Origin of the sequence: Vibrio sp. ArtGut-C1 (assembly GCF_002105475.1) — a bacterium.
Lineage (GTDB): Bacteria > Pseudomonadota > Gammaproteobacteria > Enterobacterales > Vibrionaceae > Vibrio > Vibrio diabolicus.
Genome location: NZ_NCTH01000001.1, coordinates 1 through 21,567, shown reverse-complemented (window position 1 = coordinate 21,567; position 21,567 = coordinate 1). Strand labels below are relative to the sequence as shown.

The 21,567-nt window shown below is 45.7% G+C and carries 20 protein-coding genes and 1 pseudogene; 14 read left to right on the top strand and 7 right to left on the bottom strand.

Annotation, left to right across the window (positions count from 1 at the left end; all coding sequences use genetic code 11):
* Positions 1-90: 90 nt before the first annotated feature.
* Positions 91-2,061 (top strand): replication initiator protein RctB domain-containing protein, encoded by a 1,971-nt coding sequence (locus B7360_RS00105; protein ID WP_005392102.1) that lies wholly within the window; start codon positions 91-93, stop codon positions 2,059-2,061.
* A gap of 289 nt (positions 2,062-2,350) precedes the next feature.
* Here the strand turns inward: B7360_RS00105 and B7360_RS00100 are convergent, their stop codons facing one another.
* From B7360_RS00100 to B7360_RS00090, 3 genes are read right to left on the bottom strand one after another with little or no spacing between them, the layout of a single operon-like run.
* On the bottom strand, positions 2,351-2,818 hold the full coding sequence (locus tag B7360_RS00100) for a transcriptional regulator (RefSeq protein ID WP_085342438.1): 468 nt from the start codon (positions 2,816-2,818) through the stop codon (positions 2,351-2,353).
* Positions 2,818-3,750 carry an ATP-binding cassette domain-containing protein gene (locus tag B7360_RS00095; protein WP_006740905.1) on the bottom strand — a complete coding sequence of 311 codons (933 nt, stop codon included), beginning with the start codon at positions 3,748-3,750 and terminating at the stop codon, positions 2,818-2,820. The genes B7360_RS00100 and B7360_RS00095 overlap by 1 nt, the downstream gene beginning before the upstream one ends.
* On the bottom strand, positions 3,747-4,601 hold the full coding sequence (locus B7360_RS00090; protein ID WP_085342437.1) for an ABC transporter ATP-binding protein: 855 nt from the start codon (positions 4,599-4,601) through the stop codon (positions 3,747-3,749). The genes B7360_RS00095 and B7360_RS00090 overlap by 4 nt, the downstream gene beginning before the upstream one ends.
* A 360-nt stretch (positions 4,602-4,961) precedes the next feature.
* Here B7360_RS00090 and B7360_RS00085 point away from each other — a divergent pair, with 360 nt between their 5' ends.
* Entirely contained in the window at positions 4,962-5,159 is a 198-nt protein-coding gene (locus B7360_RS00085) for a PA3496 family putative envelope integrity protein (RefSeq protein ID WP_005392088.1), read from the top strand.
* A gap of 281 nt (positions 5,160-5,440) precedes the next feature.
* Positions 5,441-6,502 carry a GTP cyclohydrolase II gene (ribA, locus tag B7360_RS00080; RefSeq protein WP_074190277.1) on the top strand — a complete coding sequence of 354 codons (1,062 nt, stop codon included), beginning with the start codon at positions 5,441-5,443 and terminating at the stop codon, positions 6,500-6,502.
* Between the two features lie 71 nt (positions 6,503-6,573).
* Here the strand turns inward: ribA and B7360_RS00075 are convergent, their stop codons facing one another.
* Positions 6,574-7,329: an ABC transporter substrate-binding protein gene (locus tag B7360_RS00075; protein WP_006740908.1), complete on the bottom strand. Its 756-nt coding sequence runs from the start codon at positions 7,327-7,329 to the stop codon at positions 6,574-6,576.
* A gap of 68 nt (positions 7,330-7,397) precedes the next feature.
* On the opposite strand from B7360_RS00075, the gene B7360_RS00070 reads away from it, so the two are divergent.
* The 3 genes from B7360_RS00070 to B7360_RS00060 all read left to right on the top strand — a co-directional run bounded on the left by B7360_RS00070 (position 7,398) and on the right by B7360_RS00060 (position 10,455).
* Positions 7,398-9,293 carry an ATP-binding protein gene (locus B7360_RS00070; RefSeq protein ID WP_085342436.1) on the top strand — a complete coding sequence of 632 codons (1,896 nt, stop codon included), beginning with the start codon at positions 7,398-7,400 and terminating at the stop codon, positions 9,291-9,293.
* A gap of 100 nt (positions 9,294-9,393) precedes the next feature.
* Positions 9,394-9,603 (top strand): DUF3283 family protein, encoded by a 210-nt coding sequence (locus tag B7360_RS00065; protein WP_005374484.1) that lies wholly within the window; start codon positions 9,394-9,396, stop codon positions 9,601-9,603.
* Positions 9,604-9,738: 135 nt separating this feature from the next.
* Positions 9,739-10,455 (top strand): YebC/PmpR family DNA-binding transcriptional regulator, encoded by a 717-nt coding sequence (locus B7360_RS00060; RefSeq protein ID WP_005392082.1) that lies wholly within the window; start codon positions 9,739-9,741, stop codon positions 10,453-10,455.
* A 73-nt stretch (positions 10,456-10,528) separates the two neighbouring features.
* Here B7360_RS00060 and rodA read toward each other — a convergent pair whose 3' ends face one another.
* Positions 10,529-11,611 (bottom strand): rod shape-determining protein RodA, encoded by a 1,083-nt coding sequence (gene rodA, locus B7360_RS00055; protein WP_085342435.1) that lies wholly within the window; start codon positions 11,609-11,611, stop codon positions 10,529-10,531.
* A 407-nt stretch (positions 11,612-12,018) separates the two neighbouring features.
* Between rodA and B7360_RS00050 the strand changes: the two genes are divergently transcribed.
* From B7360_RS00050 to B7360_RS00015, 8 genes are all read left to right on the top strand, one after another.
* Complete coding sequence (locus B7360_RS00050; RefSeq protein ID WP_085342434.1) at positions 12,019-12,687, top strand: hypothetical protein; 669 nt, start codon at positions 12,019-12,021, stop codon at positions 12,685-12,687.
* A 9-nt stretch (positions 12,688-12,696) separates the two neighbouring features.
* Positions 12,697-13,395, top strand: coding sequence for an ABC transporter ATP-binding protein (locus tag B7360_RS00045; protein WP_085342433.1), 699 nt, complete (start codon positions 12,697-12,699; stop codon positions 13,393-13,395).
* The gene (locus tag B7360_RS00040) at positions 13,383-14,651 is read left to right on the top strand and encodes an ABC transporter permease (RefSeq protein WP_085342432.1); all 1,269 of its coding nucleotides are present in this window, start codon (positions 13,383-13,385) and stop codon (positions 14,649-14,651) included. Before B7360_RS00045 ends, B7360_RS00040 begins: the two co-directional genes overlap by 13 nt.
* A complete protein-coding gene (locus B7360_RS00035; RefSeq protein WP_085342431.1) occupies positions 14,644-15,429 on the top strand; it encodes an outer membrane lipoprotein-sorting protein in 786 nt (261 codons plus the stop codon). Before B7360_RS00040 ends, B7360_RS00035 begins: the two co-directional genes overlap by 8 nt.
* Before the next feature lie 45 nt (positions 15,430-15,474).
* Positions 15,475-16,821 carry a hypothetical protein gene (locus tag B7360_RS00030; RefSeq protein ID WP_085342430.1) on the top strand — a complete coding sequence of 449 codons (1,347 nt, stop codon included), beginning with the start codon at positions 15,475-15,477 and terminating at the stop codon, positions 16,819-16,821.
* Positions 16,822-17,844, top strand: a complete 1,023-nt coding sequence (locus B7360_RS00025) for a sensor histidine kinase (protein WP_085342429.1) — start codon at positions 16,822-16,824, stop codon at positions 17,842-17,844.
* 15 nt (positions 17,845-17,859) lie between these two features.
* A complete protein-coding gene (locus B7360_RS00020) occupies positions 17,860-18,651 on the top strand; it encodes a LytTR family DNA-binding domain-containing protein (protein ID WP_085342428.1) in 792 nt (263 codons plus the stop codon).
* Positions 18,652-18,719: 68 nt separating this feature from the next.
* Positions 18,720-19,355, top strand: a complete 636-nt coding sequence (locus tag B7360_RS00015) for a DUF2268 domain-containing putative Zn-dependent protease (RefSeq protein ID WP_085342427.1) — start codon at positions 18,720-18,722, stop codon at positions 19,353-19,355.
* Between the two features lie 119 nt (positions 19,356-19,474).
* Here B7360_RS00015 and B7360_RS00010 read toward each other — a convergent pair whose 3' ends face one another.
* Both B7360_RS00010 and B7360_RS00005 read right to left on the bottom strand, forming a co-directional pair.
* On the bottom strand, positions 19,475-19,969 hold the full coding sequence (locus tag B7360_RS00010) for a peptidylprolyl isomerase (RefSeq protein ID WP_005374458.1): 495 nt from the start codon (positions 19,967-19,969) through the stop codon (positions 19,475-19,477).
* Positions 19,970-20,091: 122 nt separating this feature from the next.
* Positions 20,092-21,474 (bottom strand): annotated as a pseudogene (locus B7360_RS00005) (methyl-accepting chemotaxis protein); the annotation flags it as partial.
* Between the last annotated feature and the right edge of the window lie 93 nt (positions 21,475-21,567).

The window sequence follows — 21,567 nt, the reverse complement described above, 5'->3', positions numbered from 1 at the left end:
AAAAACAATATTTTTTCTTTATTTATGATCTGTTTTTCTTTATTCTTCGGAACCATAGCACAACTACGGCTAGTGTGATCTGGATCTAAAATGACGGCTGATGAAAAAATTCTGATTAAAGCACCTAGAAGCCATAAGGATGGCCATCTTTTTGAGGTACATGAATCCTCTGCAGATTGGGTAGAGCAGTACCAACATTTCAAAGGGGTGACCAAAAGCATCTTAGAGTTGCTTAATCTGATCTCATTGCGAGGTTTCAGCAGCAAAGATGGATTGGTTTCAACCACAGAGATTGTGGAAGCAACGGACGGACAACTCACTCGTGCAGCTCTGCAACAACGCTTACGTGCAGCAGTAAACATTGGTTTGTTTACTCAAACTCCAGTGCGGTTTGAAGAAGGACTTGCTGGTAAGACGATGTTACATAAGTTTGTTAATCCTAATCAGCTTATTTCAGTGTTGGGTGCAACAAGTCTTGTTACAGACAAAGTACGCCAAAACGAAAAGCAAAAACGTTCAAAAGCATTGGCTCAAACCCAAGTCAACAAGCGTTTGTTGAATGAACATGGGTTGAATACCCCTCCAACGATGAAAGATGAAGCCGATCAATTTGTCGTGTCTCCAACGAATTGGGCTGGGATCATTGACCAAGCACTTGCACCACCAAGAACTCGAAAAAGTTATCAGAAATCCATGGTGTCGATCTCTGGTACCAAAGCGGTTATTGAAACGAGATCATCCAAAAATATCATGACTGTGGATGATCTGATGACCTTGTTTGCTCTGTTCACGTTGACCGTGCAATACCATGATCATCACAAAGATCAGTATCAACTCGATGCAGCACACGTGCCGAACAAGACGCCGTTATACATTACTGATATTTTGTCGCTTCGAGGCAAAAAAGACAGTGGTCCAGCACGTGATTCTATTCGCGACAGCATTGATCGTATTGAGTTTACCGATTTCCAGCTGCATGAACTTACTGGTCGTTGGCTAAGTGAAAACATGCCAGAAGGATTCAAAAGTGATCGTTTTCGTTTTCTTGCTCGAACCATCACTGCGTCTGAAGAAGCGCCTGTAGAGGGAAGCGATGGTGAAATTCGTATCAAACCAAACTTGTACATTTTGGTTTGGGAGCCTTCGTTTTATGAAGAACTATTAACGCGTGATTATTTCTTCTTGTTCCCACCAGAGATCTTGAAGCAACATACTTTGGTATTCCAACTATATTCTTTCTTCCGTAGCCGCATGGTGCGTCGTCATACTGACTGCATGCTGCTGAGTGAATTAAACCAGAAGCTGGCACGTAACATCGAATGGCGACGATTCTCGATGGATTTGATCCGAGAGCTGAAGCGTTTATCGGATGGTAAGGGAACGGATGAGCTGTTTGTCGTGAATTTGTGGGGTTATCACCTGACGATCGAAACTATGATCGAGAATGACAAAGTGATGGACTACCAGATCGATATTAAATGCGATGTGGAAGAAGTCTTACGTTATTCACGTGCGCGAACAACCAACGCAGGAAAGCGTAACATGGCGCCTACGCTGCCAAACCCACTTCGTAATGAGATGGTTACCCGACAACAGCTTGAAGAGCTCTCAGGCATCATAGACGGCGAATTTGAGCCTATCCAACGCAAAGCGCCATCTCCAAGAGGGAATTTAGGCCGCCGCGTGAAGCAAAGAAAACACCTGGTAGAGATCAATGCAGACGAGATCACCATTACTTTATCTAAATATACCTCACCAGAGGCTCTAGAACGCAGTATAACGGCTTTATCTGCGATGACAGGGCACTCGTATGCCTCAATCAAAGAAGAGTGTTCTGATTACATAGAGAAGCTTGATTGGCTAAGGGTAGGGGATGAGCCAATTCCTTATGAGACATTAAGCAAAACCGTCGAGCTGTTTAACACTCAAAATGATATTAAGCATCTTACCATTGAGCGCTTGATTGCTGGATTAGCGGTACGTCGGAAGGTGTGCCGTCAAATCTTCGATGGCCATATGGATGAAATGGTATTCCGCGCTCTGGATGAAATGGCGATTTAAAAGCGTTGCTTGATGTGTATCAAGCAATAGGCGTGGCGTATTGATTTGAAATGTAACAATGTCTTTCGATGATAAAAAACAGACTTAACTCTAACAAATCACTGACATTAGGAGCTAAGCCTGAGACTACTATTTATAACGAATAGACAACCTTTTGTCCTTTCTGATGATTAATAGATTGGCTCATATTGTTACATTCATTCTGAATAGACTTCGCGAGTTTCTCCTCAGGAAACTCGCTTTTTTTTACCTCAAATTCCTCAAAGTAAGCCTTGATCATTTTTCCAGATTAATGAGATAAACCTTGATCATGCTTCTTGTCTTCATTCCAATGTAAAGAACGCATCAAAGCAACATGCGACTCGATTAAGTTATGTGCTTGTTGTTGCCACTCATTTTGATCGCATTGCTGATTACAAAACTCTAAAGCTAAAACGGTAAGGTGCTGAAGTCGCTTTAAACACCAATCTTTGATCAGAATATCGGTCGATACCTGACATGCCGCTTGCTCGAGCTTTGCGCTCGTGTAAAGCAAGGTTCGATACGCTTTTTGAGGATCTCGGTACCTAGCATGTTGAAACACACGTAAACAACCGTCTAGCCAGCAAGCAATCGCTTTGCTTTGAACTTCGTTCAGTTCTGGGCCAAACACGCCGTCGGGCGCTTGATATAAGAGCGTTTCCAGTTTTTCAACTTGATCATGCTTCCGATGTTCATACCACATGGCGATCTGATCTTGCCAAGTCCTCAATTCCATTACGCAGCCTCAGTCCATTGTTTTACATAGTGATTGGGTCCTATTTGATCAAATTCGTCGACAATGATGCTGCTACGACTACGAATTTCATCGGCATCTATCGAATAGTTTGGCTCACTTTTCACTAAGTTACCAAAAGGAAGATCTGGATCGGGAACGGCTGAAATCAATAGTTTGGTGTACGGGTGCTGCGGATTCTTCAGTATTGAGTGTGTATCACCCCATTCAACGATTTGCCCTTTGTACATCACAGCTGTTTCTTCCGCGATGTAGTGTGCGGTCGCCAAATCATGAGTAATGTACAAAAAGCCGATTCCTAGCTCTTGCTTCATGCGCTGCATTAGATTCAGTACCCCGAGGCGAATGGAGACATCCAACATCGATGTTGGCTCATCCGCAAGAATGATTTGCGAACCGACGGCGAGAGCACGTGCTAAGTTTACTCGCTGACGTTGTCCACCACTAAGCTCGTGAGGAAACTTATTTAATGTCTCTTCAGGTAGTTCCACCAAATTTAAAAGCGCTTCCAAACGGGCAGGAATGTCACGTTCACTTTTGATTTGCTTATGAATCTTTAAAGGGCGTGTGAGATGATGGCGAATGGTATGAGTTGGATTGAGTGAACCAAACGGATCTTGAAACACCATTTGTACTTTACTGCGATACTCTTGGAGCGCTGAGCGTGACGTAATCTCATTGATATTAGTGCCATTGAAAAGGATCTCGCCTTCTGTTGCCGGATAGACTTTAGTGATCAAGCGAGCACACGTACTTTTACCACAGCCTGATTCTCCAACCAAAGCCAGCGTTTTTCCTGCATACAGATCAAAGCTCACGCCTTGGAGCGCACGGAAGGTTTCCTCTTTCGCTAAACCACCGCCTACTCTGAATTCTTTAATCACGTTTTTCATTTGGATGATAGGCTGATTCATGATTGCGCTCCTGGTCGTTCTGGTTGTTTGTGGACGTCGTGGATGTTTGGAAAAGAAGCCCATAGCTTTTGTGTGTAGGGATGTTGAGGATTATTGCGAATTTCGTATGCCTGATTGACTTCGACGATTTCTCCATGCCGCATGATGGCAATGCGATCACACAATTGGCTCATCAGCGCCAAGTCGTGCGTAATAAAGAGTACTGAGAAGCCAAATTCATCTCTAAGCTGATAGATTTGCTGTAAAATCTCCCTTTGTACCACCACATCTAAAGCGGTTGTGGGCTCATCCATAATGATCAGCTTAGGGTTCAAAGACAAAGCAATAGCAATCACTAAGCGCTGACGCATTCCACCTGAAAATTGGTGAGGGTATTCCGTTAACCGTTCTCGTGGAATATTGACCAAGTCCAATAGTTTTTCTGCTCGATCTTTCGCTTGAGCGTTGGTGAGTCCTTGGTGATGACGCAATACATCTGCGAATTGCTCTTGGATCGTTAAGACAGGGTTGAGTGAGTTCATCGCGCTTTGAAACACCATGGCGATTTCACTCCACCTCAGAGCGGTTAGCTCAGAATCTGAGAGGCTAAGAATGTCTTTGCCATCAAACAATATTTTACCGCCAGAAATGAACGCTGGCGGCTTATGGAGACGATTGATCGAGAATGCGATCGTGCTTTTGCCACATCCCGATTCACCAGCAAGCCCAAATACTTCCCCTTTGCCGATATCGAAGCTGACGGATTTTACCGCATTGAAATCACCATTATCGGTGATGTAATCGACGCATAAATCTTGGATCTGGATGACCGGATTATTGTGGTATGCATGATTTAAGTTAATACCATCCATATAAACACCTTAATAATGTAAAAGATAATTATTATCATTATCAGGTGCGGTGGTTTTTAGAAAGTGGCAAGCGGCGAATCAGTGAAGTGACTCGAAAGTTAGGCGAAATAAAAAGTGGTATCCGGCGTTGTTAATGAAGTCAAGGAAGACGAGAATTGAGAGCTGGATCAGCACACTTTTCTTAGGGGGAATTACTCAAATCTAATCGTAAATTTGCCCCTTGGCAAAACTTAAATGATGGATCTATTAAGGAGTTAACGAAAGGGCGGGAGGGGTCACATTTCCCTACAGTTTTTCTTACCACCTCGTTCCTGTTTTGCTATAGATTACGCATCGAAACATGGTGTGTTCGGAGGAAATATGTCCATTAATTCTATCGACCATGACGAGATGACCAACATCGCTCACAAATGGGAATTACCTGATGAAGAAGCCGTTGTGAAGCCTGAGAAAACAGTGAAATCAGCAGAAGCCAGAAGACGCATTGAAGCGCTACGTGAAATCCGTGAAAGTGGATTGACCATTGAAGAAGCAAGGGAGCTTGGCTTGATACACTGATTGCTCTAGTTTGGTATAGCAATCCATAGGGTAGTCGTCGGGCTGCCCTTTTTATTTTTCGCTCCATTTTAGCCATAGCGTCTCACTACAACATCTCACATCTCTTTATTTTTCTTATCCAAACGTTCTAATTCACCTCTCTTTCACCTAAAAAGTTCTAGATCCAAACTCATTTTCATCTGTGTAGAAGTTTGACAATCTTACCTAGCGTTACTAAAAGATATATCAATAGCGATATGCTTTTTGTTGATTATCGCGACCACAAAGCAAGGAGCGCGAGTATGGTTGACCAAATCCTTTTTTATGAGCCCGATGAGCCCCACGGTTTTCTTTCCAATTTTTGCCATGCCCCAGTCAATATATCCTCCCAAACTTGGCCCACCAGCGAACATTATTATCAAGCCCAAAAGTTCCTCGATGCGCAGTTACAAAGCAAAATTCAACACGCGAGCACTCCCGATGAAGCATTCGCCTTAAGCCGAAAATACGAACATTTCGTCAGAAGTGACTGGGAGGATATGAAGTTGGCCGTTATGGCTTTCATCGTTAGAGAAAAGTTTCTGCAAAATCCACCTTTAGCGCAGCAGTTAATGAGAACGGGTAACGCTTGTCTCACAGAGCATTCTCACAAAGATGCCTTTTGGGGGGATGGGGGAGACGGTAAAGGAGAAAATCATTTAGGAGAAATTCTGATGAACGTTCGGGCTGAGCTGAGACATGTCGAGCCCTACAATCTCGTGAAGTTCATCGATAAAGCCAAATTGCCTACCCAATGGGGCACATTTATGATGTATGGCTTCGTTGAAACTGCCACGAACAAAGAGCATCTTGCCCTCGTGTATGGAGAGCCTGCAAGCAGCGCTGCACCGCTTATTCGGTTGCATTCGGAGTGCCTTACTGGCGATGCCTTGTTTAGTACGCGTTGCGACTGTGGTTTTCAGCTCAATAGGGCGCTACAAAATATTGTCGAAGAGGGATGTGGTGTACTGCTTTATTTGCGTCAAGAAGGACGTGGTATTGGCTTGATTAATAAAATTCGAGCTTATCACCTCCAGGACGATGGCGCCGATACTGTAGAAGCCAATGAACGTTTGGGCTTTGCTGCCGATATGCGTGATTACGCATTCTGTAAAGGGATGTTAGAGCATTTGGGCATTGATGCGGTGCGACTAATGACGAACAACCCACGTAAGCTGGCTGCGTTAAAAGCGGTTGATATCAACGTCATTGAGCGTGTGCCCTTGCAAGAAGGAAATAATCCAAGCAATCAACACTACTTGCAAACTAAGGCGAGTAAATTAGGGCACATGTTTGATCCTAAGTTTGTCAATCACACCAAGTAAAGCATCATCTATGTCTCAATAGATGAAAACGCCAACGATAGAATCGTTGGCGTTTTCATTCGTTAGGTCATTTATTGATACCTTTGAATGATCTCATCAATTTCACCCGATGTTTTTAACTCAGCCAAACGTGTATTAATGTAGTCCTGAGTTTCTGGCTGCATTTGGGGCGAAAAGGCCAAATAGATTGAGTAGTCAGGGATAACTGAGTCGAAAGATTGGATCTGAAAATCTTCTAGCGACAAATTGAGGCGTTTTAAGTTGTACATAACGCGTGATTCCATTTCGACGAAGGCTGTATCTCCTGGTGTTCGGGTTATCACTCGATATGCGGCATCATAATCTTTAACGCGTATTTCATTCACACTACCATCCTCAAAGAATGGGATTAAATTCGGATAATCAAAACCGAGTAGTAATACGATAGATCGGCCATGCATGGTGTCCATATTCTTGAACTCTAACGGTTTCTCACTACTCGATACCAATACATGTTTTACAGTGTAAATGGGCTCTTCAGACAAGTTTTCTGATTGCACCTTGCCCCAATTTGGGCTGCCGTAAGTTAGCCAGTTTGGTTCGCCACCTTCTTCTAATATGGAGATCATTCGTTTAAACGGATAAGTATGATAATTCACCTGATAATCCGATTCAGCGAAAATGGCACTGACGATGTCAGTCACAATCCCGGAATGCATTTGCCCCTGTTGTTCTATTTGAAATGGCCTTGCTTGGTCGGCGATAACGTAATAGTTCACTTCAGCGGCAGTAGCATAAGTTCCTATCGCAATAAAACTAAAAGCCAATCTAAGTAGAAGTCTTTTCATCGTATCCTCGATTATTATTTGCGCGTGGCTATATTTAGAGTAGCGCAAGTTTATCGGAGCGATTTCATATGGATGAAAAAGAGCGATCTCAACGTCGATTTAGTATCGGCAACCAACTTATGTTGGCGGTGTTAACGTTGAGTTTAATCTTTACTGTCATCATTTCCGCTGTGAGTTTATATCGAGTTTTTAATGAAGATTTAGCCCATTTGCACGTCGAGCTAAAGCAGGTCGAATCCAGTTACTTATCGAGCTTTTCTGCCAGCTTATGGGTGGAGGATAGGGAGCTGTTACTCACTCAAGCAGAGGGCGCAATGCGCATGCCCTCTGTGGATTATTTACGTATCGCTAATGAAGATGAAGTTATCGTCGAACTGGGCACCGCGCTTTCTGAGGATGTCGTAGAAAGAAGTTGGCCGATGCAATATCGTGTTAGTGATAAAACCTATGATCTGGCGACATTGACTGTTCAGGCGGATCTGAGCTCGATTTATGAAGATCTTTGGCAACAATTTTTTTTCTTGCTCACGACAGAAGCGATCAAGATCCTATTGCTCATAATTGGCGTGCTTTGGGTCGCCTTCCGCCTCTTGGTCAATCCTCTCCAACTGCTTTCTGGCGCCGTGAGCGATTTTAGTGGCGGGAAGGTCCCAAGCAAAGTTACGCTCCCAAAGCGTTGGTGTTTTGACGAAGTGAGTGTGTTGGCGGAGAAATACAACCGAAGCGTTGAGAAAGTCCGTGAACATCAGACTGAGCTTGAAGAAGAAAGAGATAGAGCGGAAGTCGCCAACCGCAAAAAAAGTGAATTTCTTGCAACCATGAGCCATGAAATTCGAACACCGATGAATGGCATTATTGGTGTCGCTTCATTACTGGGTGACACCAAACTCGATCCTCAGCAAAAAGAGTTTGTAGAGATCATCGATAGTTCTTCTCACTCTTTAATGACGATCATCGACGATATTCTCGACTTTTCTAAAGTCGAAGCAGGTAAAGTCGAATTAGAAAATGTAAGCTATGATCTGCGCCGTATTTTGGATGATGTGATCAGCTTACATACCGTCAAAGCCAAGCAGAAGAATCTGCAATTGCTTAGCGATATTGATCCTCACTTGCCAGCGGAAGTGCAAGGTGATGCTGCACGCTTAAAACAGGTATTGAACAATTTGTTGAGCAACGCGATCAAATTTACTGATCGTGGTCATGTGAAGCTTCTTGTTGAGTTAACGCGTCAAGAGCATGATGTCGCCATGATTCGATTTCGCGTCGTTGATTCTGGCATTGGTATTGCGAAAGAGAATCAACAAGCGATCTTCGAACGTTTCCAACAAGCCGATGGCAGTACAACCAGAAAGTACGGTGGTACCGGCCTTGGTTTGGCGATTGGTGCTCAGTTGGTGAACTTAATGGGAGGAGAAATCCAGCTGACAAGTGAGTTGGGGCTCGGTAGTTGTTTTGAGTTTTCGATTCCAGTTGTAGTAAAAGCACGGTTTACCTACTCGGAACGACCTAATGTTTTGACGTTTCCAAAAGTTGAAGATAATGAAACCAGCCTCCAGCATGACAATCAACCTTGGGTATTGATTGTTGAAGATACCATCGTAAACCAGAAAGTCGTGCGTATTATGTTGGAAAAGCTCGGCGTTCGAGTGAGCGTCGCAAATCATGGTGAAGAAGCGCTTCAGCTATGTGAGAAGCAAGCTTTTGACTTGGTGTTTATGGATTGCCAAATGCCAGTGATGGATGGCTTCATTACTACTGAGCGTATTCGACAAATGGGTGAGTGGGGGAAACACGTTCCCATTATTGCGTTGAGTGCCAATGTTATTAAAGAAGATCAACAACATTGCTTTGACATCGGTATGAATGAGTTTGTCGCCAAACCTGTGACCAAAGATCGGTTGCATCAAATATTCGAGCAGTTTTTACCAAAAGCGCTGAAAATCAGTACGGGTCCCAAATAGTTAACTTGAAATTGATCAAGTTAAGTGCGTTTCTATTCTGCAATTGTAACTCTGTATGCTATAGTGCGCGGCTAGTATTTAAAGTACCTTGAGGCTGTAAATGTCGTTCAATCTATCCCTATTGCCGCCTGATGAAAAAAACAAAATCGAACTGGATAAACAAGCGTCGTTTTTGGTTTGGAAGCTCAGAGAGGCCAAATCTGGTCCTGAAGCAATAGAAGAACAGTTGTCCAAGATTAACGATGCTGATGAAAAAGCGTTTTTTCAGCAATCGGTCGAAAAGTACAAACGAGTAATGGGTGTCGCTTAACGCGAATCGTGACAACGGTATAAAACTATGTGGCGAATGAGGTAACCTCCCCATTCCTTTGCTAAGCGAAATTGAAAAGGTTTCGCTTTTTGCTAAAATCCTTCGCATTAAATTTGAATTTAGAGAGACATCCCGATGGGAAGAAGTTTTGAAGTGCGCAAAGCCTCTATGGCGAAAACTGCAGGCGCGAAAATTAAAGTTTATTCCAAATACGGTAAAGAAATTTACATGTGCGCGAAAAACGGCGGTAGTGACCCAGACATGAACTTGTCTCTTCGCCACCTGATCGCGAAAGCGAAAAAAGATCAGGTACCAGCGCACGTTATCGACAAAGCACTAGACAAAGCGAGTGGCGGCGGTGGTGAAGATTACCAACCAGCGCGCTACGAAGGCTTCGGCCCTGGCGGTACTAGTGTTATCGTTGACTGTCTGACCGATAACGGCAACCGTACTTTCCAAGATGTACGCCAATGCTTTGTTAAAGTGGGTGCGAAAATTGGTGTTGAGGGCTCAGTTTCTCACATGTTCGATCACCAAGCGGTATTCCAGTTCAAAGGCGACGATGATGAAATCATCCTAGAAACGCTAATGATGGAAGATGTGGACGTAACTGACGTTGAGCTAGAAGACGGAGTGATCACTGTATTCGCTCCTCATACAGAGTTCTTCAAGACGAAAACAGCACTAAATGGTGCGTTCCCAGATCTAACGATCGATGTGGAAGAAATCACTTTCGTTCCTCAAACTCACACTCCAGTAGCGGGTGAAGATGCTGAGAAGTTCCAGAAATTCTTAGATCTTCTAGATGACTGTGACGACGTTCAGCAGGTTTACCACAACGCAGAGCTATAATTTCTTAGCTTCCACCGTTGTAAAAAGGCTTCCCGAGGGAAGCCTTTTTTGATCGCACTCTTTGCTAGCAGCATTATGCGTTGCGATATTTGGAATAACACAGTGACATGATCACACCAAAACAGATGCCTTGCGTCAGCATGGCCGTGCCGCCGTAACTAAAGAACGGCAAAGGGCTTCCCATTACAGGCAACAAGCCGCTCACCATGCCTGTATTGATAAAAGCATACAGGAAAAAGCTCATCGCTAATGCACCACTCACAAGCCGACTAAAAAAGTGTTCAGACTGACATGCAAGCAACATGACGCGCGCGGTAATAAACAAGTACAGTGCGAGCAAGACTAAACTACCAACAAAACCCCACTCCTCGGCATAAGTCGAAAAAATAAAGTCCGTATGACTTTCTGGAATAAAGCCAAGTGTTCCTTGCGTAGCATTCATCCAACCTTTGCCTTTCATTCCGCCGGAGCCTATCGCAATTAAAGATTGGATGATTTGGTAGCCCGAACCTAACGGATCCGACTCCGGGTGCAAGAACTGAGTAACGCGGCTTTTTTGATACGTTTCCATGACGAAGAACCACAAAATAGGCGCCAACGTTAATATACTCGCGACAAAGCCACCGATTATTTTCCAGCTCATGCCAGCTAAAAATAAAACGAATAAGGCGTAAATGACGGTAAAAACTGCACCGTCTAAATCCGGTTGTAGCGCGATTAACCCGGCAGGAATCATTGTGATGAGTAAGCAGAATGCGATTTTTCTACTATCTGGTCTGCCACCTTCAATATGTAGCATCCACGCGATCATGATTGGAATCGAGAGTTTGATTAGCTCCGAGGGTTGAAAGCGAAAAAAGCCAATATCGAGCCAACGTTGAGAGCCATTAGTGCTATCGCCAAACAAAGCGACAGCAAGTAGCAGCGCAACCGCAATAATGTAGAGATATGGAGCTGAGCGTTGATAGCTAGCGGCGGGAATCGATGACATGACCAATATACAAACCAAGGTCAGTCCGCAGCGTGCTAAATGCTTGAAGAGCATGGCCTCATTAAAGCCACTGGCACTCCAAAGTGTTAGTGTACTCAATAGCATGATCGGAATGATCGCCATCAGCAGTGGCAAATCGACCCTGGGGAAAAAACGCTTATTCATTTTCTACGACCTAATAACGCACCCAGTTCGAGCGCGAAAACAACCAGAACTCGAGAGTTCGAACTATTCCGATGCTAAGAATCCTATTTGGAAATAACAGACACCATGCAAAGGTGTGTATGAGAGGAGCGTCGATGTCGTCTGTTATGGGTAAGCTGCTTGGAAAGCTGTGGAATGGATAAATACACTAGACGCAGGTTTTAAGCCAGTATTTTTATTCCTATTGTGGTGAAAGACAGACGCTTACAAACAAGCTGGGATAAATGTTCTCTTTAAGAAGGGAATGTCATTCATCGCAGCAAACAACCGTTCACTCCACATAACTGCCATTGGTCGCATGCAAAAGCAGCGTGCGATCTTCTCCATTAATCTGAAACCATCAAATCAAGTTCAACTAAGGACAGTACATGATGGTTTCTCAATCTCGCTCAATCAAAGCTCTTAAACTGGCAAGTACGTTTATCGCCGCATTTGCACTTAGCAGCAATCTGGCTCTGGCTAACCCAAGCGAGCGCACACTCAGTCAATTCAACCAAGCGGCGCAAGGTGACTCTGGTTTGGTTGATACCGTTTACGGCGAACTATCCAAACAACTCGAAGAGCAGGGCGCAACGCCGGTGACCTTGGTGTATTTAGGCAGTGCTGAGACGTTGCAAGGTCGTGAGGCGTTTATGCCTTGGAACAAGATGAAGTTCACCGAGCGCGGCCTTGCCACAATCCAAAAAGGTTTGGATTTAATGGCGAATCAGCCACTGCCACTGCAAGAGCAACAACGCTTACAAGGCTTACCGGAATACCAATTAGCCACCGCCATGGCAGCCACTACCTTTACCTCTCTGCCAGACATGTTCAATCACTTTGAGCGCGGCTACGAGCTGTACCTTTCTCTGCTCGATGAACCGAGTTTTAGTCAGCAACCTTTCGCGGCTACTTCGTGGATTTATCGCTACGCCATTGAAGCAGCACTACGAGCTGAAGACGTTCAACAAGCCAAAACATGGTTAGAGCAAATGGAGCAGTTGGGTGACAGCAATTTAGAAACGCAAACCGCGAAAGCGCTGCTAGCCAAGTATTAGGGAGGCGTCATGATCGTTTTTAATCAACTTAGTCGCGATTACGCCCTTGGCAGCCAAACCGTACGTGCATTGCGAGACGTGTCTGGTGAAGTATTTGCGGGCGAAATGGTGGCATTATGCGGACCGTCTGGCTCAGGCAAAAGCACCTTACTTAACGTGCTTGGCATGCTGGATACTCAATACCAAGGTCAGGTGACATTTGCAGGCAGCCCATACCCAACCGGACAAATGCAGGCTGCGAAAATGCGCCGTGAAAAGCTTGGTTTTGTGTTCCAAAAATTCAATCTTGTTCCCGTGATGACGGCGTTAGAGAACGTGGCGTATCCGTTACACCTCAACGGTTTTTCAAAAGCGGAACAAATCGAGCTCGCCACACAAATGTTAGAACACGTTGGCTTGGGCGAGTTTATTCATCATATGCCCGATAACTTGTCGGGCGGTCAGCAACAACGTGTGGCAATTGCTCGTGCGTTAGTACACAAACCAGCATTGGTGATTGCCGATGAGCCAACCGCAAGCCTTGATAGCCAAACTGCCAACAAGGTCATCGACATTATGAAAGGGCTCGGACACGAGCTTGGCACCACTTTTATTGTCGCCACTCACGACCCTCGCATGGCATCCCGTTGTGATCGCACCATTGAATTGGTGGATGGCAAAATTACCCAAACGCACGCAAGTGTGGAGGAGGTTTCATGGGCAAGTTAATTCCTGTTTCCGTTCGTCTTGCTTGGTTGAACCTGCAACGCAATCGCCGCCGCAGTTTATTGTCGATGCTGATCATTGCCATTGCCGTGTTTGCCTTAACCAGTGCGGGCGGTTTTGGTCTGTACACCTACGACAGTTTGAAAGAATCGACAGCGCGTGACACGGGGCACCTGACGTTAACCACGCCAGGTTACTTCGCTAAAGAAGAAGAGATGCCGTTGAGTAACGGGTTAACTCACGCCCACGATATCACCAAGCAATTGATTGGGTTGAATGAAGTGCGAGGTGTGCAGCCTCGAGTTGAGTTCAGCGGTTTGATTTCCAACGGCAACAAGTCCTCGATCTTTATCGGCATTGGCGTTAACGAGCGCGAATTCGATATGAAAGGACCGTTTTTGGATGTGCGCGAAGGGCAGACGCTGTCCAACATTCATGCATCGCGTTATGACCCAGCAGAGCCAGAAGTGATGCTCGGCGTTGATTTAGCGAACAACCTAAGCGTGCACGTTGGCGATTGGATTACCTTACTGGCGACCACAACCGACGGCGCATTGAACGCGTATGACTTCAAAGTACGTGGCATCTACTCAACCGGCGTACCAGAGCTTGATAAACGCCAACTTTACGTACACATCAACAGTGCGCAATCGCTGCTCGGTTCAGACAAAGTCAGTGCGTTATCGGTCTTCCTGTTCGATACCAGTTTAACGAGCCAAGTCGAGCAACAAGTGGCTTCGGTTCTGAGTAAGCAAAAGCAGAACTTTGGTGATCAAGATATTGAGATTACGCCTTGGCAAAAACGTGCGTTCTTCTATCTCAAAGTGAAAGATTTGTACGACCGCATCTTCGGCATCATGGGCGCAGTAATGGCGTTGGTGGTCTTTGTCGCCCTGTTCAACACCATGACCATGTCGGTCACCGAGCGTACCCGTGAAATTGGCACCTTGTCAGCACTTGGTAGCTACCCTCGCGAAATCATTGCTGGGTTCTTGCGCGAAGCTGGGTTACTTGCGGTGATTGGCAGCTTAATCGGCGCTTTGTTTACTGCGTTAGTCACCGTCTTACTGATGGTCGTGGATGTGCAAATGCCTCCACCGCCGGGCCGCACCGAAGGTTACCCATTGACGATTTACTTCTCTTGGGAGCTGGTGGCTGTCGCAGGATTCGCAGTATTGATGATTTGTTTGGTTGCGGCGTTTTTCTCGGCGCGCAAAGGGGTGAACAAGCCAATTACGGAGGCACTGATTTATGTTTAATTTCAAATCACTATTACCAATTGCACTGCTGACGGTAAGCGGCATGGCAAGCATGAATGCCAGTGCGAATGAAACAGCGCTAGATGCACAGCAAGTCGCGCAATTGATTGAAAAAGCGGATAGCTACCGCTTGCAAGATGATTCCTCCAAAGTGGTGTCTCTGGTGCGCTTATATCAAGACCAAGAGTTAGATAAAACCCGCCTTTACCACGTGTACACACGTCCAAATCGTGAATCGCTGGTGGTGTTCAAATCGGCAGTCGAAGCTGGGCAAAAGATGTTGATGATGGGCGACAACTACTGGCTACAAATGCCAAAGAGCCGCCGTCCGATTCGCATTACGCCGATGCAGAAGCTGCTTGGTGAAGCGTCTATCGGCGACATCTCAACCCTGACGTGGAGCCAAGATTATCAAGGTGAATGGAAAGCGACAGAAACTGTTTCGGTGAACGGAGAAAGTGTCGCGGCTTATCACCTTGCGTTAACCGCGAAAACCAAAGGGGCGAGCTATCAGAAGATCGACTTGTGGTTGTCTGAGCAAGATGCGTTTCCAATCAAAGCTGATCTTTACTTGCGCTCGGGCAAACTCGCCAAGCAAGCGCAATACGGACGCGCAACCGACAATGGCGAAGACTATGTCAGTGAGATGACCTTGCTTGATAGCATTCAGCCGAGCAAAAAGACCGTTATTGAGTACCAAGAAATCGTGCCTTGGCAGCTGGACAATAAGTTCTACAACCCAAGCTATTTGCCTAAAGCCAACACGACTCAGCTTTAGTCTCAATTTTTTAAGTAGATCCATGAAAACGAGCAAGGAAGTCACATGAAATCGCGCCAGCCTATCTTTACCAAAAGCACCAGTCTGTTGATTGCTGCGTCATTGTATGTGGCCGCTGCAGCCCCTGTTTTTGCCAATGATGAACTGAGTTTTGAGTGGGATTGGGCTGTCAGTTACGAAACTGCCAAGCAGCGTGACAGCGCATTTATGCAGGCGCAGGGCAGTTCTCGTGATTCACTTAATGCACTCTTGGATGTGCAGGTGAATTATCAGAACTTCAGTGGTTTGTTCGCTCTGTATAGCCAAGGTTTGTACCTCAATCAACAAGGAAAGAGTGACTGGTGGAGTGAAGCTGATAACCAATTGCTGATTCGTGAGCTGGCTTGGCTAGGGGAGTGGCAAGTCGGTGATACCACTCTTGATGTGAGCTTAGGTAAGTTGCGCGTGGATTGGGGCGTGGGTTATGGCTACCGACCTTTGGATCTGTTTAAGCCTTATCGACAAAATCCTGTTGGCTTAGTCGCAGAAGAGGGGGCGGGGGTGTTTTCACTTTCACACTACGATATGGCAGGCGAGTGGACCGTCATTGCGACGGATTCAAGCTGGGGACAACAAGACCAAAGTGCACTTGATCAAGCCGCAGAGCAACAAGGTATTGGTATTCGTCATTATGCGCTGGTGGGTGACACCGAGTATCAACTTATTGGTTATTACGATGATGTGCGCCGAGGTTTGCTTGGCGCCAGTGCCATTGCGGTGTGGGATGAATCCATCGCCATGCACGGCTCATTGCTGTGGCAAAAACAGAGCGTCGGCTATCAGTTTCAGCAGGATGATCTCTACCAACCCGTTTCGGTTGAGGAGCAGGGCAGCGCATTCCAGGCCTTAGTTGGACTGAACTGGGCAAACCAAGCTGGACACAACGTGATCGCTGAATATTGGTACGACAGCCGAGCATGGTCGAAAAGCGAATGGCAACAAGCAACAGAGCGTGGCGAATTTCTCTCTCAGATCCCTGATCCTAACAACTCTCTGTTGGCTAGCAGCGCTCTACTTGCGACAAGCTACGCCCAAGGGTTTCAGCATGCCAATATCGTTCAGCATAACGTAATGCTGCACTGGAGTTGGGATGTAGAAGCATGGGCTGCATGGAACGGCAAAGCGGATATGGGCTGGCTAAGTGATGTAACCCCTACGTTGGATGTGATGTTGTCGCCGCAAGATGGCGGTGTGATCGTCACACAGTGGCTTAACTACCGATGGATTGATACTGGCGATCAAAGTGTAGAAGTGGAAGTTGCCGCACGCTTTTTAACCGGAGACGACCAATCTGCTTACGCACAAATCAATGATAAGCATATGATTGTATTTAATATCAAAGGGAAATTCTAAATGTATTCAGCTAAGTTAATGGTAGAAAGTGGATGGCTACGCAGTGTGGTTGTCACGACTTTATTCTGTTTGTTTATCTCGGTAATGACATTGTCTGTTTGGGGGGGGCCTTACTATGTACATGTATTGGTGAGCTTTGGTTTTGGTTACTCCGCCTTGTTCTTCTCTTGGTTAGTCGACAAGTTGTTTCCTAGCATCCCTCGTAGACTAGAAATTGCTTTGTCACTGACCGCCTGTTTGTTGTTTGGCGTCATTAATGCGCAGTTTTGGCTCGGTGAATACTTCGGCATTTCGGGCATGCTGCCAGTGTTGCTGATGGGCTTGTTATTCAGCGGCATGTGTTACTTTTATTTCCACTCACGAGAGAAAGAAGCGATTGCTCAGCGTGAATTAGAGAGTATCAAGCGTGAAAAGGCAGAGCAGGAACGTGCACTGTTGCTAAGTCAGCTTAAACAGATGCAAAGCCAGATTGAACCGCATTTCCTATTTAATACCTTGGCAAATATCAGCGCGTTGATGTCCCAGGACGTTGATAAGGCCAAGCAGATGTTGGATCAACTTACCGCACTATTACGTGCGACGCTAAAAAGCTCACGTGAAGAGCACACCACGATTGAGAATGAAATTGCCTTAATTGAAGCCTACTTGAGTATTCAGAAGATACGTCTGGATGGACGTCTAAGCTACAAAATTGAAGTAGAAGACGGTTTAGGAACAACAGAACTGCCACCGATGATGTTGCAACCTTTGGTGGAGAATGCCATTGTTCACGGTATTGAGCCAAAGCGAGAAGGCGGCGAACTCAGTTTACTCATCAAGCGCGAACAACAGAACTTGCAGATTGAAGTCAGAGACAATGGTGTTGGCTTAAATCATGTTAGTGGGCACATGGGCTCTGGCGTGGGTTTGAGTAATCTCAAGCAGCGAGTTGAAGCTTTGTTCGCAGGGCAAGGAGAGATTTCTATCAGTGAGTCTGCTCAGGGTGGCGTTTGTGTTCGCTTGACCTGGCCAATGGAATCGTAAGCAAGGAAGAAAGGAATGAATACAGGGTTTACTGCCATTATTGCTGATGATGAACCGCTATTGAGGCGTCATCTTGATAAAAGCCTAGCTGAAGTGTGGCCAGAGCTAGAGGTGATAGCCAAAGTCGCAGATGGTGAACAAGCGTTGCAAGCCATTGAGCACAACCAACCTGACATTGCGTTTCTTGATATTCGTATGCCAGTTTTGGATGGCATGACACTAGCGCAAAAACTCAATCAACTCGCCAATCCACCTTTGATTGTGTTTGTTACCGCGTACGATGATTACGCCATCAAAGCCTTTGAACAAAATGCCGCCGATTATTTGCTCAAGCCTATCTCGGATGCGCGCCTCCTGACGACGTGTGAAAGAGTGAAAGCACGCCTTGCTAAGCGAGAGCAAGAAAGCAGTAATGTGCAGATGAGCAGTCTATTAGAGCAGCTGCAGCAATTATCCGCGCCACAAACGCCGCAATATCTTCAGTGGATCAAAGCGACGCAAGGGGAAGATATTCATCTGATTGCTACGTCTGATGTGTTGTATTTCAAAGCGGAAGAAAAGTACGTTTCTGTGTATGCCCAACAAGGACAAGGCAAAGTGCAGGAGTATTTGATTCGTACATCGTTGAAAGAGTTGATAGGGCAGCTTAATCCAGAACAGTTCTGGCAAGTGCACCGTTCAAGCGTGGTGCAAGTGTGCAAAATTAGCAAAGTAAACAAAGACTTTGCTGGCAGAATGTTTGTTCACGTTGGAGAAAACAAGCTCCCGGTGAGTCGTGCATCTCAAAGTTTGTTCAAAGGGATGTAATCGCTAGAACTGCTCACTCTTTACACTGTAAACTCGCTGCTCTTAACCCACATTATCAAGGAAGATAAATGAGTTATCGCGTAACCCTGTTAAATGCAACGGGAGAGTTGTCTCCAATCTCTGAGTATTTGCATCAGAAACTTGATGATCTGAGCTCACAACTTTCTAGTTACTTTGATCTCAGTAACATCGACCTGACCGTTAGCCCGTTTGATCGCAATGACGTACCGCAGACGGGGATTGGTGGCTATTGCTTAAGCGCCTATCGTGTAGAGATTCTGCTTGATACTCAACGTGCTGATATTAAAAACGTGATTGAGAAAGAACTAGCTGCGGTGCTAGCGCATGAGTTGCATCACCTGTTCCGTATGCGAGCAGGAGAGAATGGCGTTGCACTTGGTGATGTGCTGATTATGGAAGGGTTAGCTTGTCATTTCGAACGTAAGGTGAATGGTGGCGTCACTCCGAGCTTGTTTGAGAACATCAAAGATCAAGATTGGCGTCCTTTCTATGCTGAGATGAAAGACAAGCTGACCAGTTTAGATTACAACTTCGATGCTTACTTTCTTGGCAGTGATGAAAGCCGCTGGCCGAAGTACATGGGGTATTGGGTCGGGTACAACCTTGTCGCGGAATATCTGGCTGATTTTCAGGGCTCTGAGCTGGATTTGGTTGGAGCAAAAGCCGAGCTTTTCTATCAATAACTCCGTTACTAAACTTAAACTAATAAGCTGAGCCTTCAAAACAAAAAGCGCCTAAGTCATAAGACGTTAGGCGCTTTTATCGTTTTATAGTGACGACTTCTTCGAAGAGGCGAGTGTGCTTATTCGCTGATCGTCACCTTCTCAATAATGATTGGATCGCATGGCACATCATCATGACCAAGCTTAGAAGTTGTTTTCACTTTCGCGATGCGATTTACGACATCCATACCCGCGGTCACTTTACCAAATACCGCGTAACCCCAGCCTAGGTTGGTGGTTGCGGTGTGGTCTAGGAAATCGTTGTCTTCCAAGTTAATGAAAAACTGTGCCGTTGCAGAGTGCGGTGCATCGGTACGCGCCATTGCGATAGTGCCAACAAGGTTCTTTAGACCACGGTTTGCTTCGTTTGCGATTGGGGCGCGTGTTGGCTTTTCTGCCATGTCTTCGGTGTGACCGCCACCTTGGATCATAAAGCCGTCGATAACGCGGTGGAAAATGGTGCCGTCGTAAAAGCCATCTTCACAGTATTTTTTGAAGTTCTTTGAGCTAACTGGCGCTCGTTCTAGATTCAATTCAATTTCGATGTCACCGAAATTGGTGGTCATGATAATCATCTGGTTTTGCCCTTATGGGTGCTTAGTTGGCGGCATTATAGCTAAGTCGCTTGAGGATAGCAGAAATAAAAACAGCGACGTTAAGGCGTCGCTGTTTCTACTATTAAGTATGGTTAAGGAAGTTAAACCGTGAAGCGTCCCACCAAGTCGTAAAGCTCGTTGGCTTTGTGATTGAGGTTTTGGCTGCCCGAGCGATTTTGATTGGCAAGGTGTGCCGATTGACTACTTTGCTGAGAAATGACTTCGATGCGTTGTGAAATCTCTTGTCCAACTTGGCTTTGCTCTTCGGTCGCGGTAGCGATCAGCGTGTTCATGTCCATGATATTCGCAATCGCTGCTTGAATATCTTGCAGCGCAACCGATGCAGCACGTGCTTCCTCTACTGTCGCTTCGCCACGTGCTTGGCTAGATTCCATCGCTTTTACTGCGGCATCCGATCCTGCTTTAAGTTGATCGATCATCTTGTGAATGTCACCGGTGCTGTCCTGAGTGCGGCTTGCAAGCTTACGCACTTCATCCGCGACAACTGCGAATCCGCGTCCTTGGTCGCCCGCTCGTGCCGCTTCAATGGCGGCATTTAGCGCAAGCAAGTTGGTTTGTTCAGCAATATCTTGGATGACTTCAAGTGATGATGAGATGTTCTGCACGTCACTCTCTAGACGTGAAATTACAGTGCTTGCTTCAGATACCTCATTTGCTAGCGCTTCAACGGAATTAGCGGCGGAGTCTACGATGTGCTTCGCTTGTTGTGCGTTGTCATCGGCGTTTTTAGCGGAATCGGCGGCTTGGTTTGCATTGCCAGAGATCTCGTGAGCGGTAGCCGTCATTTCTGTCATTGCGGTCGCGACTTGTTCCGTTTCCTCACGTTGACCAGAAGCCAACTCATCCACTTGTGAGGCGCGTTGAGACATGTTGTTAGTTTCTGATACTACCTCTTGTCCGACATGGCTGACGCTCTTAATAATTCCTTGCAAGCTTTCAACGAAGATATTGAAGTTATGCGCGAGCTGCTTAAATTCTGGCACGCTAGATTCTTCCATACGCGCGGTTAAGTCGGCGTCACCTTGCGCGAAAGATTGGATTGAGCTGTCAAACTGTTCGATAGGGCGCATAATGCTACGGTTGACGAGTACGGCAAAAATGGCCACGACAACGGCAATAGAGACACAAAACATAGCAATAGCGGCTAAGGTATTGTTTAGCTCATCGTTTGCTGTGTTTTCCATCTCTGTAATGATCGCATCGATATCATCAGTATAAAAACCTGTGCCAATCATAATATCCCACTTGGGAATGAACATGGAGTAGCTGAGTTTAGGTAATGCTTCGGTTTGCCCTAACTTAGGGAAGTAGTAGGTTGTGAAGTCACCCGTTTTGGCGTTTTTCAACAGGTCTTGGATCAGGTAGTTGCCTTTTTTGTCTTGCAGGTTATAGAAGTTTTCTCCAACCCCTTTATTGTTTTTTCCGACAACAACACGCACGCCTTTTGAGTCGTACGCAAAAATTTTCCTAATATCAAGTTTGAGTAATAAATGTTGTCAATTTGAGGCTTTGAGTGTTGTCCGATCTAGTGGAACGCATCGCTTCAGATGCTAGCG